A 19791-nucleotide genomic window follows, 5' to 3' on the forward strand; every position below is an offset into this window, starting at 1 on the left:
TAACATCCAACATTGTTATTATTTTAATGACTAGCGAATATGAATCGCTAAAATCATGATTAATCAAGTAAATAGCCCAACTTAAAATTAAGTGTTGGGATGGAATCTTCGGTGAAAAGCAACAGCAAATCGCATTGAACATTATGATCTTCAATTTGATAGTTGATTTCCATTGCTAGGGTGCGTTGCCATTTTTCCGAATTATCATGAATCAATTCATTGACAGTGCAATGTCTGCCCAATACCACTGGATGTCCTTGGCTAAATTTCATATCCAGTTGTTCTGAGATGCCATTGAGAAATGCGCCGATCAGAACATTGCCAGTATCGATTAATACTTCGACTTCATTGGCTGCATCCTGAGGATCTTTATGGCCCATGAGTTTGGCCATATCGGTAAAACTAGAGTCATGGAATAACAATAACGCTTCACCAGCCACACCTGCACCAATAAACCCTTGGCAGAGAGCTGAAATTTTTGAGCTTTCTTCTGTAGCTTTTAGCGCCATAGTGAGCTCACTGACTTCGAGAACATTCACATTTGGAATTGGCAGCATCACGAACACATCCAATAACGTGGCCAGTAGATCCGCAGCTCGGCCCATTGCGACGTTAGCAATCTCTTGGCAGGCATCACGTAAATCAACCTCAAACATCGGCGTGTCATCAGCAGCATCTTTAAGTGCTAAGGTCAAAATGCCGTACTCTTCTAGGATATTACTGATGGCATCAGCACTGACCGGTTTTTGGATGAAATCCAAAGCACCTAATGCTTTGACTCGCTCATGAGCTTTGATTTGGATATCGCCAGATACCACGATGACGAGGGCGGGTAAGTCCTCTCGCTGAATCGCTTCTAATACCTCGTAACCATCCATGACTGGCATATTGAGATCGAGAAAGACAATTTCCCCTTTCCCAGCACGGATAACCTCAAGACCTTCCGCTCCATTAGTGGCATAGCTGATTTCAACATCCCATTCTTTTGGGAGTGTGCGCGCCATTTGCTTTCTAGCTAATCCTGAATCATCGCATATCAAAATAGGAATAGTCATAGAGACAGAGGATCCTTTTGCAGGGTTATTATTATTTAAGTGTAGTCGTTGCAAAAAAAGACAGTTTTCATCTCTTTTATTCCTGCAGTTCAACATGGTGATATTGCGTTGCAGTGTCTTTCTACAATGTATTAAACAATATTTTACAACTTATTGTTGAGTATTAGCATTAAAAATCGACAGAATTTTGGCGTTTATCATAAAAATGTATCATTTATGGCATTTTAAAGGCTCTATGGCGTAACGTTTGTGTGCTAACGGGTGTATTTGGAGCTGGATGTAAAAATTGTTGCTTTGTTCACCTTGGTTAACTATTCGCCAAATTGCTGGTTTATGATAACTTAAGATCTGGACTGACCAGTAAAGGATGAATCATGGAGAGTAAACTCGTTACGCTAAAGATAGACAATGGCATTGCCTATGTAACGTTAAATCGGCCTGAAAAATACAATGCATTGAATATTGAGTTGTTTCAAGCAATCGATAAAACCATCAAAAAACTACATAAAAACACAGCTGTTAGGGCGGTTATTCTGTCGGGAGCTGGCGGTAATTTCAGTTCTGGTTTGGACGTTAAAAGTGTTTCAAAATCAATGATGCCCGCATTAAAACTTCTTTTTAAGTGGTTGCCAGGTAATGCAAATTTAGCTCAGCGAGTTTCTTTAGGTTGGCAGCAGCTTCCTATTCCTGTGATATGTGTCATTGAAGGTTTTTGCTATGGCGGTGGCGTGCAAATCGCATTAGGTGCAGATTTTCGATTTGCCAGTAAAGACGCTCAGCTTTCAATCATGGAATCTAAGTGGGGCTTATTACCTGATATGGCTGGACTTGCAGGGTTAAGGCAAATCATGACTAAAGACAAAGCCATGCAATTGACCTATACCGCAGATATTATCACTGCTGACAAAGCGCTTGAATTTGGTTTAGTCACAGAGGTGCATGATAAGCCGCTAGAGATGGCGACACGCTATGCAGAAAAGCTAATGCAGCGTTCGCCAGATACTAATGCGGCTATTAAGCTGAGTATCAATAAGAACTGGTCGGGGACGTTACGCAGTTTATTGAGCCGAGAGTCTTTGAGTCAGATTCGACTACTTTTAGGTAAGAATCGTTTGATTGCCAGTCATCGTGAAATTAAGCAGTCAGGTAAACCCTATCAAGATAGGCAGTCGGGTTGGTAATGGTTCGAGGGTGATATTTTCTGAATCCAATTAGATTATTGACTTAACTATCATAGAGTAACAATTCTCACATGATGAGTGCCGATGGAGCTAAAAGCTTGTTATTATCACCGCCAAAATTGATTGTGTAACTTGAGATTGTTTTATGCGTGAAACGTTTGAAAAATTGTTATGGAGCAGCCGATTATCAGTGATGGTGGGTGTGCTTGCCTGTGTTGTTGGCGCCTTGGTTATCTTTGCGGTTGGAATCAAAGATGTAGTGCATTTACTGGCCTTGCTTTGGAATTATATTGTTTCAGGCAGTCACGAAATAAGAAATGACATTATTATGGTCGTGGTTGAGATTTTAGATACTTTCTTACTCGGCGCTGTCATGCTTATTTTTGCTTTTGGTCTGTATGAGTTGTTTATCAGTGATTTAAAAAATGCCGATGACACCAAAAGCGGTGGCCGCATTTTAGTGATTAGCAGCATTGATTCGCTCAAAAGTAAGCTAGGTAAAGTGATTTTGATGATGCTTATCATCAAGGTGTTTTCTTATTTTACTGAAATGAAGCCTCAGTCGATGCTCGACTTACTCTACATGGGAATTATTGTGGTGTTAGTCGCACTGTCTTTGATGTTGAGTAAAGATAAAAAAGACTAACCTCGCCAAGTGTTAGATTGCTGGTTATTGGCTAGGGCCTGTTGATCTTTGCTGGTTAAGTTTTGTTCGAAATAAAAGCGTTTTAATTGAGGCGGATGGAGTAATGCCTAGTCATCTAAGCACTTCTTTTTTAAAAAGATGCATCCAACAAAGAGTAAAACGCTTTTACTCGACCCCTTTGGGCAGCGTTTGTTGGCCATTTTTACTGCGTTATTGACTTTTTATGTAGAATAACTACACCACAAAGTCTCTTCCTTGTATAAATGGCCAACAATTCGCTGCAAAAATAACCTTGAAAGATCAACAGGCCCTAGTAGTTATCGAAACTGTCAGTAACCAGCAATTTTTCTCGCAAAGCCTTCAATATGATCTAACGCTTCATCCCAGCCACCTTGATGGCTCAAATCTAATTGTAATAAATACTGTCGATATAAATTTGCTGATTTAACTAAATTACTATTTTTACGCTCTATGCTTTGCGCTAATGCGGCCTTATGTCCGTTAGCCGATTGCAAGTCCAATACGGGAATGTCTAACCCTGCTAGTTGCTTGGCAATACTCAAGCCTCGGTTTTGTTCATCAATCAATTGTTCAAATTCGCGATAAGGATTAATGATAACGAGCAAGTCAGGTTTAGTTAATTTATCTTGATGAAGTAGATTAACGACCATACCCGCACTATCATCTGCTGCGATAATAATCCGTTTCCCAGGGTATTGCGCAGCCACTCCCTCTATCTGAGCAATAGATTCTTCAATCACTTTTTGCTGGAAATTATTGAGCTCTAATAACTGACTGGAGGTGTACTTAGGCGTCATTTGATGCGCCTCAAGCGTTAGCTGCTTTTCACCTGCCTTGTTAATTTGATCTGCATCAGTTGCAAAATTAGGGCGATATAAGCCTTCGGTTGGCTTGATGCTGATTGTTGCCCAGCCTGAGAGTGGTAATTGCAAGCGCATATAACGGCTGCTTTCCAGTCCTGTAGCGTCTGATTCTGTCGGTCCAAGAATGATAGCGCTGCCACGCTGTTTTCTGCCTTGCCAAGGCTTAACTATGACATCAATGGGTTTATCTTGAACAATGATTTGCTGCTTTTGCTCGTCGCTGACGGGGGCGAATAAAGACTCAGCAAAGGTATTCGTGCCAATGCTTAAGGTGAGGATGAAGGTAAATAGGATCTGCTTGATGAGTGTCATTGCCGCTTTCTTACAGGTTGGATGAAAATCGCCTACAAAAAAGCCCTGAAGTTCAGGGCTTTTGCTTCATCTCTGCAGTGTATTATACGTGACTGACTAATACCATTCTAATTGCGTCTAGCTGGAATTGGCTGTCGTCAATATAGCTGTTTAACTCAGCTATTTGATTACGGATATAATCGAGTTCAGAATCGCGAATATTTGGATTCACCGCTTTTAAAGACTCTAAACGGGTGAGCTCGCCATTTAATTGTGTGGTCATTTTTTCACGAGCTTGCTCAACCAAGTTGGCTAATGCTGCCTGTGCTTGCTCTTCACCTTTTGCTAATAGCGGGTGAAGAATAGGCTGAGATGCATTAACGAGCTTGCTGGCAATATGGCGATTAACTGCACTGAGTTGTTTATCAAAGCTGCTGTAGTCGACTTTTTCTGCCAAGTTTTGACCATTTTTATCCAGTAACACACGGATAGGTGTTGGTGGCATATAGCGGTATAGCTGCGATGATTTAGGGGCTGAAACATCTGCCATATAAATCAATTCTAAGAACAGGGTTCCCGCTGGTAGCGCTTTATTCTTTAACACCGCAACACTGGTAGTGCCGGTTTCTGAATCGGTGATCATATCAAGAGCCGTTTGCACTAATGGATGCTCTTGAGAAATAAACGCAATATCGTCACGAGAAAGTGCGGTTTCACGGTCAAATGTCACTGAAATTCCATCTTCAGGTAACCCAGGATATGACGGGAATAACATATGCTCACTCGGGCGCAATACAATCGAGTTTTCGCCGCGATCTTCTTGATCGACACCAATAATGTCCCATAAACGAATTACAGAACCAATTAAGTGAGTATCAGCATCTCGCTCGGCTAAACGCTCCACTAACTGTTTTGATTGTTCGCCACCATGAGAGTTAATTTCTAATAACTTATCACGTCCTTTTTCCATGGCTTGTTTAAGCTCTTGGTATCTAGCTTGGGTGTGATTAAGCAGTTGCGTCATTAATTCAGGGTCATCATCATTGAGCACTGCTGTTAATTCATCGGCAAACTCTGAATAAAGAATATGACCACTTGGGCAAGTCAGCTCAAAAGAATTAAGCCCTTGGTGGTACCAATTCATTAAGCGCTCTTGCGCAGTATCTTGCAAATACGGTAAATGGATTTGGATATCATTTTGCTGGCCGATACGGTCTAAACGACCGATACGCTGCTCCAATAAATCTGGGTTTAGTGGCAAATCAAATAACACTAAGTGGCTAGCAAATTGGAAGTTACGTCCTTCTGAGCCAATTTCTGAACAAATAAGCGCTTGGGCGCCGCCTTCTTCTTGGGCAAAATACGCACCCGCTTTATCACGTTCAATAATCGACATGCCTTCATGGAAAACAGTGGCCTGAATACCTTCACGAGTACGTAATGCTTCCTCAAGGCTCAGCGCTGTTTCTGCTTGGCTGGCAATGATGAGTACTTTTTTGCTGCGGTGTTCTTTAAGGAAATCAATTAACCAGTCAACACGAGGATCGAACTTCCACCAACTTGCACTATCAGTTTCAAATGCTTGATAAAGTTTCTCAGGGCTTAATGATTGCTTAGCTTGATCTTGTGGTGATTTTTTCGTTCCCATCATTGCATTAACACGTTCAGCAGTAATGTATTCCTGCGGCATGGCTAATGGTTGCGGATTGAAAAAGCGTTTCGGAAATCCGCTGACTGAAGCACGGCTATTGCGGTATAAAATACGGCCAGTACCATGTCGGTCGAGTAATTCTTGTAATAACTCTTCTCGAGCAGATTGTTTAGTATCATCTTCAATATCATCTGCTTGGATAATATTGATGCTTGGCATGATATCTTTTTCACTCAAAAGCTCAGTTAAGCTATTAATGGCGCTATCGGCTAGTTTAGTGTTGGCGGTCAGTGCTTCAGCAGCTTCAGCAACACTTTGATAGCTTTTCTCTTCTTCCAGAAATGCGTTGTAGTCGTAGAAACGATCAGGATCGAGTAAACGTAAACGTGCAAAGTGACTTTGGTGGCCGAGTTGATCTGGGGTTGCAGTAAGTAGCAGTACGCCAGGCACTTCTTCACTCAAGGCTTCAACGATTTGATAAGCACGGCTTGGGGCTGTTTCGCTCCACTCCAGATGATGTGCCTCATCAACCACCATTAAATCCCAATCGGCGTCGATAGCTTGTTCTAAACGACGTTTTTTACGAAGTAATTCAAGTGAGCATATGACTAATTGCTCAGTGTAAAATGGGTTGTCATTATCCGCATAAGCTTCAACACAGCGGTCTTCATCAAAGATTGAAAACTTTAAGTTAAAGCGGCGTAGCATTTCGACCAACCACTGGTGGCGTAATGTGTCAGGCACAATTACTAATATACGCTCAGCACGGCCAGTAAGTAGCTGCTGGTGAATAATCAAACCTGCTTCAATGGTTTTACCTAAACCCACTTCATCGGCCAGTAAAACACGTGGAGCATAGCGGCGGCCAACTTCATGAGCAATCCATTGTTGGTGTGGAATTAAGCCTACCCGTGGTCCTTGTTGGCCCAATAAATCAGATGTTGCTAGCTTATGGCGCAGTAACTGACTTTGGTAACGCATACCAAAGCGGTCTAAGCGATCAATTTGCCCTGCAAATAAACGGTCTTGAGGTTTATTAAAACGGATATTGTGATTGAGTAAAGTCTCACGTAAACGTACCGTTTCTTCAGATTCACTGTGGATACCGATATAGGTAACTAGCCCATCTTTTTCTTCGACTTCGCTGACAGTGAGTTTCCAGCCTTCGTGGCTTTCAATTGAGTCACCTGGATTAAAGATTACACGTGTTAATGGTGCTTCATCGCGTGAAAAAAGACGGTTCTCATCGGCGGCAGGAAATAACACTGTTACCATGCGACCTTCAACGGCGACGACAGTACCTAAACCAAGCTCTGACTCGGTATCACTAATCCAACGTTGACCTAAAGCAAACGGCATTTTTGACTCTCATTTGGGGCTGATTAAAACAAAGGGCGCGTATGTTATAACAAACGCTAGTAGATTTAAATTCTAGCAGCGATTTAAATATTCATGATCGGCAATTTTATGTAATCAAGGCTAACTTTGACACAGTTCTGTCATCTCAATGTCATCTTCTTTCTCGTAAACTGACACAGTGAACATCTGATTAACTATTGAGCGTCGATAAATTTACTGGCATAGTTTAATTGTGCAATTTACGAAATTGTTCACCTATAATTATATGTAAGTTTATTTATTTCAGGAGTTTATATTGGATTAATCCCTTAGTTTACCCTTTGCATTGAGCACTCTGGAGGCGCCATGGAACATGACAACAGAAAGTTGTTTGTACTGGATACCAATGTGTTACTGCATGAACCTTTAGCGATATATTCGTTTAAGGAACATGACGTAACAATCCCAATGACAGTGTTAGAAGAGTTAGATAATATTAAGGACAGAAAACACGATATCAGCCGCGATGCCCGGGTTGCTATTAGAGCGTTAGAAGATATCCTCGGAGGGAAAACCTCTCCAGAACAAATACTCAATGGTGTCGCTCTACCCAGTAGGGAAGGACACTCTGATGTATCCGGCAGTTTATCCATTTTCCCTGACCATCAAATCGATTTCACCACAGGGGCGTTACCTGGCGACAATAACGATAACCGCATCATTAATACCGCACTGCATTTACAAAACCTCAATCAAGCTCGCCAAGTTGTGTTGGTCACAAAAGATATCAATATGCGTCTTAAAGCCAAAGGGGCGGGGATTGAACGGGTTGAAGATTATCGAACTGACCAGCTGATTGACGATATTCGCTTTTTGGCAAAAGGTTTTTATCAGTTTGACGGTGACTTTTGGGCGAATGTGGAAAAGGTATCAACTGACCGAGTGGGTGGGAAAACCTTGCATCAAGTGAGTCTTGATGAGGTGGGTAATGAACCTTTTTACAAAAATCAGTACTTAATTGATCAAGAAACTGAGTTTTGTGGCAAGGTCGAAAGCCGAACTGATACTCATTTATCGATAATCGATTACGGCCGAGATCGACTTGAGCATCTGCAAGCATGGGGCATTAAGCCAAAGAACATTTATCAAGGCATGGCGCTTAATGCTTTATTAGATCCTGAGATTGATTTAGTGATTCTCACCGGTCCAGCTGGTTGCGGTAAAACCCTAATTGCTATGGCAGCAGCGCTTGAGCTTGTGGTAGAGAAAAAGCAATATGAAAAAGTCATTGTCACTCGAAACACGCCTGAGATAGCTGAATCTATTGGTTTTTTACCTGGCACTGAAGAAGAGAAAATGGCGCCATGGTTAGCGGCAATTACAGATACTTTGGAAGTGCTGCATAAAAATGATGTTAACCCGACTGGGAGCATGAATTACATCATGGAAAAAGCGAATGTGCAGTTTAAGTCAGTCAATTTTATGCGTGGGCGCTCAATTCAAAACTCAGTAGTCTTATTGGATGAATGCCAAAATCTAACGGCATCACAAATTAAAACCATGATCACCCGTATGGGAGAAGGCACTAAGTTGATTTGCTGCGGTAACTTAGCGCAGATTGACTCAACTTATCTGACAGCAGTCACGTCAGGGCTAACCTATATTGTGGAACGCTTTAAGGATTTTGATGGCAGTGCCAACATTTATTTAAATGGTGTCGTGCGCTCAAGGTTAGCTGAATTTGCCGAGGAGCATTTATAGCTTATTGGCTTGATGAAGCATAATTAGGTCTGTTGAAAAGCTACTGCAAAGTGGCTTTTTTATTGCGCCGATATTGAGCGATAGCAATATTGAAAATTCCTTGTCTATTTGACTAAATGACCATGAATCTATGATGATAATTTGCTATGTTTTAGAGGCAGTTAATAAACACGATAAAATGACACAATTTATAACGATTGATGCAGGTTATTTATGTGATAAAGCATACCTTCCTGATAATATGCATCAATGAGCCATCATAGCGTTTCTCCTTATGTCTTTTATTAATCGACGCTATGAGTAAATAAAGGGATTTCAATGAAATCGACAGAGCCAGAATTACACTTAAAAGCACTGATCCAAAGAAAATATAACCGAGCCGTTTTTTATACATATATCGGTGTAATTGTGATGGCATTATTGTCGGCTTGGACGTTATTTGAACGCCAAAAAACACAATTGATCAAAGAGCGTGAAGAGCAAGTTCTTCGCCATGTATTGCAGATTGATTTATTACTCGAGTCGAGTATCCGTGCGGTTAAAAGCTTACGTAACGTGGCTGTCGATAATTTACGCTTGGGGGAGCTAGTTCGAAAAGACCGTTTACCTCAGTATGAAAAGTTCAATGAAGATGGTCAGTTTTTTACCTTAGAACCCAGTTATGCTCAAAGTGGTGAACCTTTTACCAATATGGGACGGATCACTGGTATGGGGTCGTTAGATGGTCGAAGTGACACCTTTTATCAAGAATTAGAAATGCTGTTTGAGCTGTCATTATCTTTTCCTGTAGCGAAAGAAGCAGCGCCGAAAGCCTCATCTATTTATTACATTTCAAAGCAAAGGATCATGTCATCGTTTCCATGGTCTAACAACGAAACTCGCTTTAGAGAAGAGCTACTCAATAAAAAACAATTCCAGTTGGCGACGCCAGCAATGAATCCACAGCGAAGTGTATTTTGGCGTGAAGCCTATGTAGACCTTGCTGAACGTGGTCTATTAACCACACTTGGTCTACCAGTGTATTTAGAAGATGACTTTATTGGCTCGATTAACTTGGATATGACCCTTGCGTCTTTAGCCAAGCAAATGCGCATGTATTTTAAGATGCCTGGGACAGTGATTTTATTAGATCAATACAACAATATTTTGTCTCACAGTGATTTTGAAGCTAGCGATATGAATCGGGTTTATCATATTAGCCAGCGTATTCCTTCAGAGCTGCATTCCTTACCTGAGTCAGAACTGTTTGACGCACATGATGGTATCTTGCGAAACGGCTATTATATTCACTCAGTGGCATTACAAAACCCACCTTGGCGTTTACTGTACCTACAAGATGAAGATGTATTGTTCCAAGATGCGTGGGATAAGTTAAAGCTGACTTTCTTGCTAGTGGTTTTGGCTTTATCTGTGTTGGTGACAATTGTGCATTGGCAAACTCGCCGTTCATTCGTCAATCCAGCATCCCGCTTATTAACTCACTTAGAAGAGTGTTCACGCGATCCGATTTCACCGCCAAAGAAAATCACTGAAGGTTGGGAGCCTTGGTTCTTACTCGTAAGCCGTATTTTTGAAGAGAACAAGCAATATACCCGTCATTTGGCAGAGCAAAATAAACGATTGGATAACTTAGTGGCACGACGGACTCAACGTTTGCGTGATACTACAGAGCGACGTGAACGAGAGTTTGCATTATTACGCTCTTTGATTGACTCCATTCCTGAGGCAATCGTTTATAAAGATAAAGAAGGTAAATATTTAGGCTGTAATAAATCTGCTGAGTATATGCTGGGCTGTAAAGAAAGCGAGATGATAGGGCAATACTCTTTAGCCAGCACCCATGAACAAGGGGAGCGGATCAGAGAGGAAGACCAAAAAGTCTTAAGTGATCGCTCACTGTTACGTTACCAAGAGAAAATGGATATTGGCGGGAAAACCGTCTTGCTCGATACCTTAAAACTGCCGTTTTATAACCGCCGTGGTGAGTTACTGGGGTTGATTTCTGTGTGGCGTGATGTCACTCGTGAATATGAATCTGCCGAGCAGTTACGTCTTTCTGAAGAACGTTATCATTTAGCGATGGATGCGGTAGAAGATGGTCTGTGGGATTGGTACTTAGATTCTGAACAATTGATTTGTAATCCAGCGTTTTATTCTATGTTAGGTTATAAACCTAATGAATTCCCTGCACTTATTTCATCAACCGATGCACTCATTCATCCAGATGATCGTATGCGAGTTGAAGAGTACCGAAGTGGCTATGCTAAGCAGCCAATTGGCACTTACGAAATTGAATATCGTATGCGGGCTAAATCTGGTGAATACCATTGGGTGTTATCACGTGGTCGAGCGGTTGAGTTTGCCGATGACGGCCAATCCAAACGTATGCTCGGCACCCATAAAGATATTACGCGTCAAAAAAGTAATGAAGTTGCCTTGCTAGAAGCTAAGCAAGATGCTGAATTAGCCAATATGTATAAGAGTGAATTCTTGGCCAACATGAGTCACGAAATTCGCACACCGATGAATGCAATTATTGGTATGTTGCAGCTTGCACAGCGCACTCAATTGAATCCGCAGCAACAGGATTATCTTAATAAGGCAGGTTTCTCTGCTCAGTCTTTATTGCGCATTATTAATGATATTTTGGACTTCTCTAAAATTGAGGCGGGTAAGCTAGAGCTCGAAAGAGTGTCGTTCCCGTTAGATAAAGTGCTTGATCATGTCATTGATATGAACGCTCAAAAAGCGCAAGAAAAAGGCGTTGAGCTGTTACTTTATGCACCAGTCACAGCAGGACTTATCCTCAATGGTGACCCATTACGTTTAGGCCAAGTTTTGGTGAACTTATTATCTAATGCGGTTAAGTTCACTCRAAATGGTGAAATTGAATTAGGTTGCGAAGATGTGGGTGAGYGAGATCACCGTATAACACTTAAATTCTGGGTGCGTGATACTGGTATTGGGATTAGCCAAGAGCAACAAGCTAAATTGTTTGATGCTTTCTCGCAAGCTGATGGTTCAACCACCCGTAAATATGGCGGCACGGGCTTAGGCTTATCGATCAGTAAACACCTTGTGTCCTTGATGGGCGGTACCATGCAAGTGGAATCAGAGACCAATCAGGGCAGTACCTTTAGTTTTAATATTAGCTTTGAAATCGCTGAAGAGAATGTCGTTGAACCGCTCGTTGTCCCTGAACAATTGAATAACCTAACAACCTTAGTAGTGGATGATAACCCTAGCGCTTTACAGATATATTCAACAGTAATGCGTGACTTTAGCTTTGGTGTCAAAACAGCACAAAGTGGCGCAGAGGCATTAGAAGTATTAGCTCACAGTGACGTCGATTTATTGTTACTTGACTGGATGATGCCAGAAATGGATGGCGCAGATGTTATCGATATTATTGATGAAATGGTTGCTGATGGACGCCTTAAAAAACGTCCGGTGATTATTCTAATGACCGCCTATTCTGCAGAGCCACTTGAGGCTGAGTTTGATGAAAGCCGTGTATTTGCTATTTTGCAAAAGCCGTTTAAAGCGTCAGCCTTATTCGATGAGATTATTGGCGCATTTGCTGCCGAACCTAAATTGAATGTGGCGCCTGTCGTTGAAGAAGATCCTGAGCAAACCAAAGATGCTGGTTTAGTCTTATTAGTTGAAGATAATTTTATTAACCAGCAGGTTGCGACTGAGCTATTAAAAAGTGCAGGTTATGAAGTCGTGATGGCCGATAATGGTCAAATTGCGTTAGATATTATCGACAGTAAACCATTTGATGCCGTATTAATGGATATTCAAATGCCTGTAATGGATGGATTAACTGCGGCGAAAGAGCTGAGAAAACGCTTTAGCACCGAGCAGCTTCCTATTATTGCGATGACAGCTCATGCAATGTCAGGTGATAGAGAGAAGAGTCTACAAGCGGGTATGAACGCTCATATTACTAAACCAATTGTGCTTAATGAGTTGTTTGATACCTTAGAACATTGGATTGATTATAAAAATAAACATAGCGCCTCGTAAGGTTAACGGCTCAAGACGAGCCGTTAAATTTGGCTGACTGACACAATGGAGAATGTTAAATGAACCGCCACAGCATTGCACTTGCATTGGCATTAAGTGCCATCCCCGTTATCGCATATGCGGCAACACCTGCCCAAACTGTGATTAAGCAAAGTGAAAAAGCGACCGGATTTATTAATTTCTATTATCAAAGTCAGTCTGGTGAATTGTATTTAGAGGCCAATAAACTTAACCAGCCATTTTTACTCATCACAAGCTTGCCACATGGTGTGGGTTCTAATGACATTGGCTTAGACCGTGGTCAACTTGGCGAAACTCGTATGGTTCAGTTTGAGCGTCAAGGCCCGTACATTTTATTAAAGCAATTAAATACTTTTTATAGAGCAAGCAGTGAAAACCCTGCTGAGCAATTAGCGGTAAAAGAAGCCTTTGCAGAATCTGTATTATGGCGGGGTAAAGTGGTCGAAGGTAAAACGCCACTTGTGGCCGTTAATCAATTAGTGCTAAACGATCTTCATGGTGTGGGCCAGCGGTTAGCTGACACCAAACAAGGTAGCTATAATCTTGATAGTTCACGTTCTGTCATTTTACCTGAAGGGGTGAAGTCCTTCGAAAAAAATGCTGATGTTGATGTGTTACTGACTTTTAATAGTAGCAAGCCAGGCGAGCAAGTAAGACAAGTTACGCCCGATGGCAAGTTTGTATCAGTTAGGATGCGCTATTCGTTTGTTGCATTACCAGAGCCGGGCTATCAGCCTCGAGCTTATGAGCCGATGAGTGGTTACCTTTCGGGTGAATATTATGATTACTCAGCTCCAATAGACTCACCTGTCAGTAAACAATATCTACTGAGACATCGTTTAGAAAAGGTCACGCCTGGTATTGAACCAAGTGAAGTGATTAAACCAATAACCTATTATCTTGACCCTGGTGTACCAGAACCTATCCGCACTGCATTATTGGATGGTGCTCGTTGGTGGGAGGATGCATTCACTGCTGCTGGATTTATTGATGGCTTCAAAGTGGAAATGTTACCAGAGGATGCAGATCCTCAAGATATTCGCTATAACATGATCCAATGGGTGCATAGAGCAACAAGAGGCTGGTCTTATGGTGCATCCATTAAAGACCCTCGCACAGGTGAAATTATCAAAGGTCATGTGACCTTAGGTAGTTTGCGAGTAAAACAAGATCATTTAATTGCCAGAGGATTAACCGCAGGCTGGGAAGATAGAGATGCAGCTAAAGAAGCATCGATGAACCTAGCATTGGCACGTATTCGCCAGTTATCAGCTCATGAGATTGGCCATACCATCGGACTTGACCATAACTTTGCAGCTTCTACGAACGATAATGCCTCTGTCATGGATTACCCTCATCCGAAGGCGACGTTAAATGGCGACAAAATTGATATCTCAGCGCCTTATTCTGAAGGAATAGGGGAGTGGGATAAGTTTACCATTGCCTACGGTTACGGCAATGAAGCGAATTTAACAGAGTTGGTTCGCCAAGCTAGAACACAAGGTCTACGTTATATTGGAGAAGCTGATTCCCGTTCACCGGCTTCAAGCCATGCCTATGCGAGCTTATGGGACAATGGTGCATCTGCAGCAGATGAGCTTACTCGCTTAGAGCAAGTTCGTAGAGTGGCTATTGAGCAATTTAATGCTCAAGCACTGCTTAGCGAGCAACCTTTAGGTGAGCTAAGTGACGTGTTTGTGCCAGTATACTTTATGACTCGATATCAAATTGATGCCGCTGCTAAATGGATTGGCGGCAGTGATTATAGTTATCAACAGCAAGGCTCTGCTGAGCGATGGCATTATTTGTCGCCTAAATTACAACGCAGTGCATTAGATGCTTTATTGAATGTTATCTCAGCCCAAAGTTTGTCTGTACCTTCTGAGATTACCGATATCTTGGTGCCTAAAGCGGGTAACTATCGTAAGACTCGTGAAAGTTTCGATTCTGGTTTAGGTGTGCTGACTGATCCGATAGGTATGGCAGAAGTCTTAAGTCGACAAATTGCTAACCGTTTATTGGCTCCAGAGCGTTTAAATAGGGTTAATCAAGGGTTTATGACTGACTCAGAGCAATTATCAGTGGTGAACCTAGTCGATAAATTATTAGCGAAAACGGTATATCAAGATCTGCAGCGTGGGCAGCTATTAGCGGTGCAAATGCGCGTTAATACTGTCGTGTTAGACGAAATTCTTGCTAGCTATCACCATGAAAAAACGGCCCCTGAGGTTAAAGCGCAATTGCTTGCAAGGCTGCAATATGTTGAAAAACAGTTGAAACGTCGTAGTAACCGAGCAAGTAATTATCAAGCTGCTCATTTTGACTGGCTTCTACAGGGGGTGGCTAAAGGCATCGCTTCAAACGAGTTTAGGTTTATTGAATCACCGCTTAACATGCCGCCAGGTTCACCTATCTAACATGCGAACGACCCAAAAGCCCAACGAACACGTTGGGCTTTTTAATTCTCTAAGGTGCTTTATGGTGTCTAATTTTGAGCTGGACTTAACCCTGCTTGTTTTGGGTTTTTAGGATAAAAGTGGTCACTTTTACGATCGATATGTGAAAACTGACGAGTATTTTTATAAGGCAGCTTCATAAATCCTGATACGCCATGGCCTTGTATCTTAGTGGCGTGATGTAAAATACGATCTAAAGATGCCCTAAATGCAGCTTGCTTACGTGGGTTTAGTAAACGTAAATAGCTATGGATCTTTAAGTGATTGGGTAAGGCTTCAAAAATAATGCAGCCAGTATGATGAATTTGGTTGATCCAGCCCAGTTCAGTCATGATTTCGGTTGGCAGTTCTAAGTTTTCTTCAGGGTCTTTACCGTCTTCAAAGTAGGAGTGTAACCGTGAGCGACCTTCTGAGGCTGGAACATCTCCCACTTCGAAGCTTAGCTGGGCATCATTCACCATTTGATAGGGTTCTGATGCATGTTGGCGTTCAAGGTGTAAGGTATCCTTTGCGTTAAAAAAGCAGGCTTTAAACACCCCTATTCGTTTAATTCCCCTCGCCAAAGTCACCATATTATTGACTGCTTTAATGAGCACATCTTTGGTTTCAGGATCATAAATCGCAAGGTTTGAATCAATATACACACCACTCTTTCGCCAATGAATAGCCAGCCCGCCAACAATGGGATATTGAGCTAATTTTCCAACGGCAGCGACAAACCCTTTTTCTGTATCGCCCATGCCAGCGAGGAAGTTACGGTAATATTTTTCAAGCTGCACATCGTCCATTTTAGCGATGGGATCTTGAGTGTTATGTTCTTTAAGGAATGACTTCCTTGAGCTGTAACTTACCGTCTCTACTTGTTTTTGTTTAGGTAATACCCACAACGGAATGTCTTCATGTATCGGGTGGGTGGTAATGTTTGGTAGATGCATACGATGGTTATGCCGCATACTTTTTAAAAAGTAGTCGCCGGCAAGGTTACGTCGCTCAAGATCGTCACTCAACATGCCATCCAAAGTGCGGGCAAGCTCAATGGGTAAACCAAGGCTACTGGCAGGAATCACTTTGCTTCCAAAGCGGCTAATCTGCCCTGATGCCAACGCATAAAGCGTTGCGGCAACACCCTGTTCATCAAAGCGTGGGCTGGAAAGAGCACCATTTAGCTGCTCCTCTCCAATAAAGTACACATCGCCCATTCTGGCGTTCGTGTGCTGTTGGTCGTTGGACATCAAAGACATCACGTTATTTTCAACGGAATTATTGTTCTCATCACGCTGAGCAAAGACAGCAGAGCCCCAATCAATAAGCGATAAATGATCGTTTTTAATGTCATACACTAAATTAGACGGTTTAATGTCGCCGTGAACTAAACATTTTCCGGTGCGAAGGTAATACAAGAGGTTGGCTAATTGACGGGCGATGCTGACAATCATCGCAACCGGTAACACCCCCATTCGGTGACATATTTTATCTAAATCTTCTCCTTGAGCACGCTCCATGACCATGATGCCTTGCTTACCGACTCGTTCAAACTTTATCGCATTAGGCACATTGGGATGCATGAGTTGACTGAGCATGAAGGCTTCTTCTTCAAGCCTATCCTGCACACTACGCGGAAGGGTAATTCGGGAGAACTTAAATACATGCGATTCACCAATATCGTTTGTACCAGCAAACACAAAACCATAAGCTCCTTTCCCGATAAATTCGATATCAGCATAACCAAGTTTACTTAACTGCTGATTACACAATCTTATCCAAGCACGGTGCTTTCGAGCATCTTCTGCTTTTAATAAATAAACCGATTGTTCTTCATTAATATAAAAGTGCTGTAGCTGAGGTGTTTGCAAACGCTGCTCCTATTATTACACCCATTGTTATTCATCGAGTGCTTGCTACATCAACGCATATTTCGAATTGTCAGGCAAGTCTTGTGCTTGCATTTAAGGTGTTTTTTGCAGAGCAAGTTCAATGCAGAAACCAGTTTGATTTCAAATAAAATGCGGTAAATGACAAGTTGTTCAGCAAAAACGAATGAAACTGCCTAGCTTAAATAGTGGGAGTTGTAAACTTTGACGTGAATCAAGTTGTTTTGGGCTATACACAGGTACTATTTAAGTGAATCAACGGATTCGGGTTAATCAAGGAGCGCTTATGCCTAACATTAAAAAAGCTGACTTAATTCCACTGTTTTCTTTTCCACGCCAGCGTATTTTACAGTCAATGGAAGTGACTCACTGTCCTCATGCGGTGTTTTATAATGCCAGCGATGAACAATGTACGACTTGCCATCAAGGAGAAGAGTGCATATGGATGAATCACAATGATGAACTTGTTGCGATTGAAAAAAAATCCGTTGATGAACTGAAACAACAGCTACTGATTGCAGTCGATTTTATTGACTCAAATTTAAGTCCACATCATTTATCACGTCGCAACTGTCAATGTGATAACTGTAAATGGCTTAAAAAGGTGCAACAAGTTTTAGATGGTGAAGGGCAGTAAGCTTGCTGTGTTGGCGAGTTGAGTCAATAACATGAGTAAGCGTTTTTACTGATTATCTGTTGTGTCGCTAATCAATTTGCATCCTATGTTCATTGTATTTAGAGTAAAGCTCATTTACATGACATGGACCTTAGATATGGAAGCAAGTTTTTGGCACAGTAAGTGGCAGCAACAGCAAATTGGTTTTCACCAGCCGCAAATAAATGAATTTCTAATTAAATATTGGTCGCAACTGGCTATACCGTCCGCTGCTGAGGTATTTGTTCCATTATGTGGCAAGTCGTTGGACATGTGCTACCTCGCCGAACAAGGTCACAGTGTTTTGGGCTGTGAGTTAAACCCAATCGCAGTTGAAGACTTTTTTAAAGAAAATACCTTGCCTGTTACACAACAAGCGCAAGGTGAGCATCAAGAGTACTCCACAGATCAAATCACGCTTATACAAGGTGATATCTTTACGCTATCAGCGACGACCACACAAAAAATTGGCGCTTTTTATGATCGTGCAGCATTGATTGCATGGCCAGAGGTAATGCGTCAACAGTATGCCAAGAAATTAGCAGAGCTGATCCCATCAGGCGTCAAGGGCTTACTCATTACCTTAGATTATGATCAAGACACACTTAATGGCCCCCCATTTGCTGTTAGCCCATCTTGGATAGAGTCATACCTAGCTGAATCTTTTGACGTTGAGTTATTAGAGTGCGCTGATGTGTTGCATGATAATCCAAGGTTTATTAATAAACAGGTTCCTTGGTTGAATGAAGCTGCGTATATCTTAACTAAAAAGTAATGGCTAAATTTAATGGTAAAAATTGATATAAAAAAAGCGACCATCAGGTCGCTTTTTTATTAACTAAAGACTCTCTAAAGAGGCATTAATTAGAAGTCGTAGCGCATACCAACAGTAAATACGTTGTCATCTTCTAGATCGATGGTTGGGCCACCGTCAAGTTGGTAATCACCTTCGTACATAGCGTAGTGGCCATATACTAGAGTCGATTTAGAGATGCGGTAGTCAGCACCTACAGTGATTTGTGTAATGCTAGCATCGGTTACAACACCTGGCACAATATAATCACCATTTTCATCCACTGCTCGTTGTTTACTTAGGTAACGACCGAAACCACCCTCATCAACACCGTACTCAGCTTTTAAGTTAACGCCGTTTAAGTTGTAAACCACGTTTAAGAAGTAAGAATCACCTTCTTGATCAGTTGTTTGGCTTTCAGTGCTTTGGTATAAACCGCCTACTTTAAAATCACCTAGTTTAACTTGAGCAACGCCACGGTAAGCATCGATGCCACCGATTGTGTTGTAAGCAGCAGCTACATAGTAGTTTTGCGCTTTAAGTTTTTTATCACCGATTGTTGCACTTAATGCGTACTGACTTTCGTAAGACTCATCACCGTTTGCATCAGTGTAGTTATCTTCCATTAAGTAAGTTGCGTTTAACGTGATTAAATCAGCGATTTTTGGAGAGTAGTACCAGATACCGTCAGCAGAACGAGTTTGACCAGCTACTAAACGGTCGATATCAGCATTGGTGTTACCGAAAACGTCAACGCCGCCTTCAGATTGCTTGAATACTGTATCGTTACGGCCCACTAAAACAGTACCGAAGTTAGATTTTAAACCTAAGAAAGTGTTACGTGCTTTGAACACATCAGAGCTAGATGACGTGTTTTCAACTTGGAATTCCATTTGGTAAAGCACTTCGAAAGCATCAGAGATTTTTTCGCTGCCTTTAACACCTAAGTGAGAGAAGTTGTTTTCGAATACAGTGCCAGCTTTACCTTCTTGGGTAGTCACACCTAGATCTGAATCTGTTATTGCTAAGTCTAAACGACCGTAGAAATTTGGACCTTCAGCTGCTGCGCCGAAAGAAGTTAATGCAATCACAGAGGCCACAGATGCTGAAATTAGCGTCTTTTTCATCTTCATACTCCCTTTAGAACCTAAGGTTCTAT

The 19791-nt window shown here is 41.7% G+C and carries 12 protein-coding genes; 7 read left to right on the forward strand and 5 right to left on the reverse strand.

The genetic code is table 11. The annotated features are described in order from the left end of the window. Nucleotides 1-59 precede the first annotated feature (59 nt). Nucleotides 60-1055: a response regulator gene (locus A9267_RS15180; protein ID WP_055022700.1), complete on the reverse strand. Its 996-nt coding sequence runs from the start codon at nt 1053-1055 to the stop codon at nt 60-62. Nucleotides 1056-1429: 374 nt separating this feature from the next. On the opposite strand from A9267_RS15180, the gene A9267_RS15185 reads away from it, so the two are divergent. Beyond that, nucleotides 1430-2236, forward strand: coding sequence for a crotonase/enoyl-CoA hydratase family protein (locus tag A9267_RS15185; RefSeq protein ID WP_065109775.1), 807 nt, complete (start codon nt 1430-1432; stop codon nt 2234-2236). A gap of 145 nt (nt 2237-2381) precedes the next feature. Beyond that, nucleotides 2382-2882: a YqhA family protein gene (locus A9267_RS15190; RefSeq protein WP_065109776.1), complete on the forward strand. Its 501-nt coding sequence runs from the start codon at nt 2382-2384 to the stop codon at nt 2880-2882. Nucleotides 2883-3211: 329 nt separating this feature from the next. Here the strand turns inward: A9267_RS15190 and A9267_RS15195 are convergent, their stop codons facing one another. Then, entirely contained in the window at nt 3212-4078 is an 867-nt protein-coding gene (locus tag A9267_RS15195) for a DUF3530 family protein (RefSeq protein WP_065109777.1), read from the reverse strand. Between the two features lie 82 nt (nt 4079-4160). Next, on the reverse strand, nt 4161-7067 hold the full coding sequence (gene rapA, locus A9267_RS15200) for an RNA polymerase-associated protein RapA (RefSeq protein WP_065109778.1): 2907 nt from the start codon (nt 7065-7067) through the stop codon (nt 4161-4163). A 345-nt stretch (nt 7068-7412) separates the two neighbouring features. Here rapA and A9267_RS15205 point away from each other — a divergent pair, with 345 nt between their 5' ends. From A9267_RS15205 to A9267_RS15215, 3 genes are all read left to right on the forward strand, one after another. Continuing rightward, nucleotides 7413-8807 (forward strand): PhoH family protein, encoded by a 1395-nt coding sequence (locus A9267_RS15205; protein ID WP_055022695.1) that lies wholly within the window; start codon nt 7413-7415, stop codon nt 8805-8807. A 318-nt stretch (nt 8808-9125) separates the two neighbouring features. Further along, nucleotides 9126-12836 (forward strand): response regulator, encoded by a 3711-nt coding sequence (locus A9267_RS15210; RefSeq protein ID WP_065109779.1) that lies wholly within the window; start codon nt 9126-9128, stop codon nt 12834-12836. A 59-nt stretch (nt 12837-12895) separates the two neighbouring features. Beyond that, nucleotides 12896-15274 (forward strand): zinc-dependent metalloprotease, encoded by a 2379-nt coding sequence (locus tag A9267_RS15215; RefSeq protein WP_065109780.1) that lies wholly within the window; start codon nt 12896-12898, stop codon nt 15272-15274. A gap of 68 nt (nt 15275-15342) precedes the next feature. Here A9267_RS15215 and A9267_RS15220 read toward each other — a convergent pair whose 3' ends face one another. Further along, entirely contained in the window at nt 15343-17166 is a 1824-nt protein-coding gene (locus A9267_RS15220; protein WP_065109781.1) for a protein kinase domain-containing protein, read from the reverse strand. A gap of 304 nt (nt 17167-17470) precedes the next feature. Here A9267_RS15220 and A9267_RS15225 point away from each other — a divergent pair, with 304 nt between their 5' ends. Together A9267_RS15225 and A9267_RS15230 are read left to right on the forward strand one after the other, a co-directional pair. Beyond that, nucleotides 17471-17821, forward strand: a complete 351-nt coding sequence (locus tag A9267_RS15225) for a hypothetical protein (protein ID WP_055022691.1) — start codon at nt 17471-17473, stop codon at nt 17819-17821. 136 nt (nt 17822-17957) lie between these two features. Further along, on the forward strand, nt 17958-18614 hold the full coding sequence (locus A9267_RS15230) for a thiopurine S-methyltransferase (protein WP_065109782.1): 657 nt from the start codon (nt 17958-17960) through the stop codon (nt 18612-18614). Between the two features lie 89 nt (nt 18615-18703). Here the strand turns inward: A9267_RS15230 and A9267_RS15235 are convergent, their stop codons facing one another. Then, complete coding sequence (locus A9267_RS15235; protein WP_065109783.1) at nt 18704-19759, reverse strand: porin; 1056 nt, start codon at nt 19757-19759, stop codon at nt 18704-18706. Between the last annotated feature and the right edge of the window lie 32 nt (nt 19760-19791).

The sequence above is a fragment of the Shewanella sp. UCD-FRSSP16_17 genome, assembly GCF_001675935.1.
Lineage (GTDB): Bacteria > Pseudomonadota > Gammaproteobacteria > Enterobacterales > Shewanellaceae > Shewanella > Shewanella japonica.

What these genes read in the sequence shown, in the direction of transcription:
- A9267_RS15180 (WP_055022700.1), bottom strand. Translation starts at nt 1,055, where the DNA reads ATGACTATTCCTATTTTGATATGCGATGATTCAGGATTAGCTAGAAAG.
- A9267_RS15185 (WP_065109775.1), top strand. Translation starts at nt 1,430, where the DNA reads ATGGAGAGTAAACTCGTTACGCTAAAGATAGACAATGGCATTGCCTAT.
- A9267_RS15190 (WP_065109776.1), top strand. Translation starts at nt 2,382, where the DNA reads ATGCGTGAAACGTTTGAAAAATTGTTATGGAGCAGCCGATTATCAGTG.
- A9267_RS15195 (WP_065109777.1), bottom strand. Translation starts at nt 4,078, where the DNA reads ATGACACTCATCAAGCAGATCCTATTTACCTTCATCCTCACCTTAAGC.
- rapA (WP_065109778.1), bottom strand. Translation starts at nt 7,067, where the DNA reads ATGCCGTTTGCTTTAGGTCAACGTTGGATTAGTGATACCGAGTCAGAG.
- A9267_RS15205 (WP_055022695.1), top strand. Translation starts at nt 7,413, where the DNA reads ATGGAACATGACAACAGAAAGTTGTTTGTACTGGATACCAATGTGTTA.
- A9267_RS15215 (WP_065109780.1), top strand. Translation starts at nt 12,896, where the DNA reads ATGAACCGCCACAGCATTGCACTTGCATTGGCATTAAGTGCCATCCCC.
- A9267_RS15225 (WP_055022691.1), top strand. Translation starts at nt 17,471, where the DNA reads ATGCCTAACATTAAAAAAGCTGACTTAATTCCACTGTTTTCTTTTCCA.
- A9267_RS15230 (WP_065109782.1), top strand. Translation starts at nt 17,958, where the DNA reads ATGGAAGCAAGTTTTTGGCACAGTAAGTGGCAGCAACAGCAAATTGGT.
- A9267_RS15235 (WP_065109783.1), bottom strand. Translation starts at nt 19,759, where the DNA reads ATGAAAAAGACGCTAATTTCAGCATCTGTGGCCTCTGTGATTGCATTA.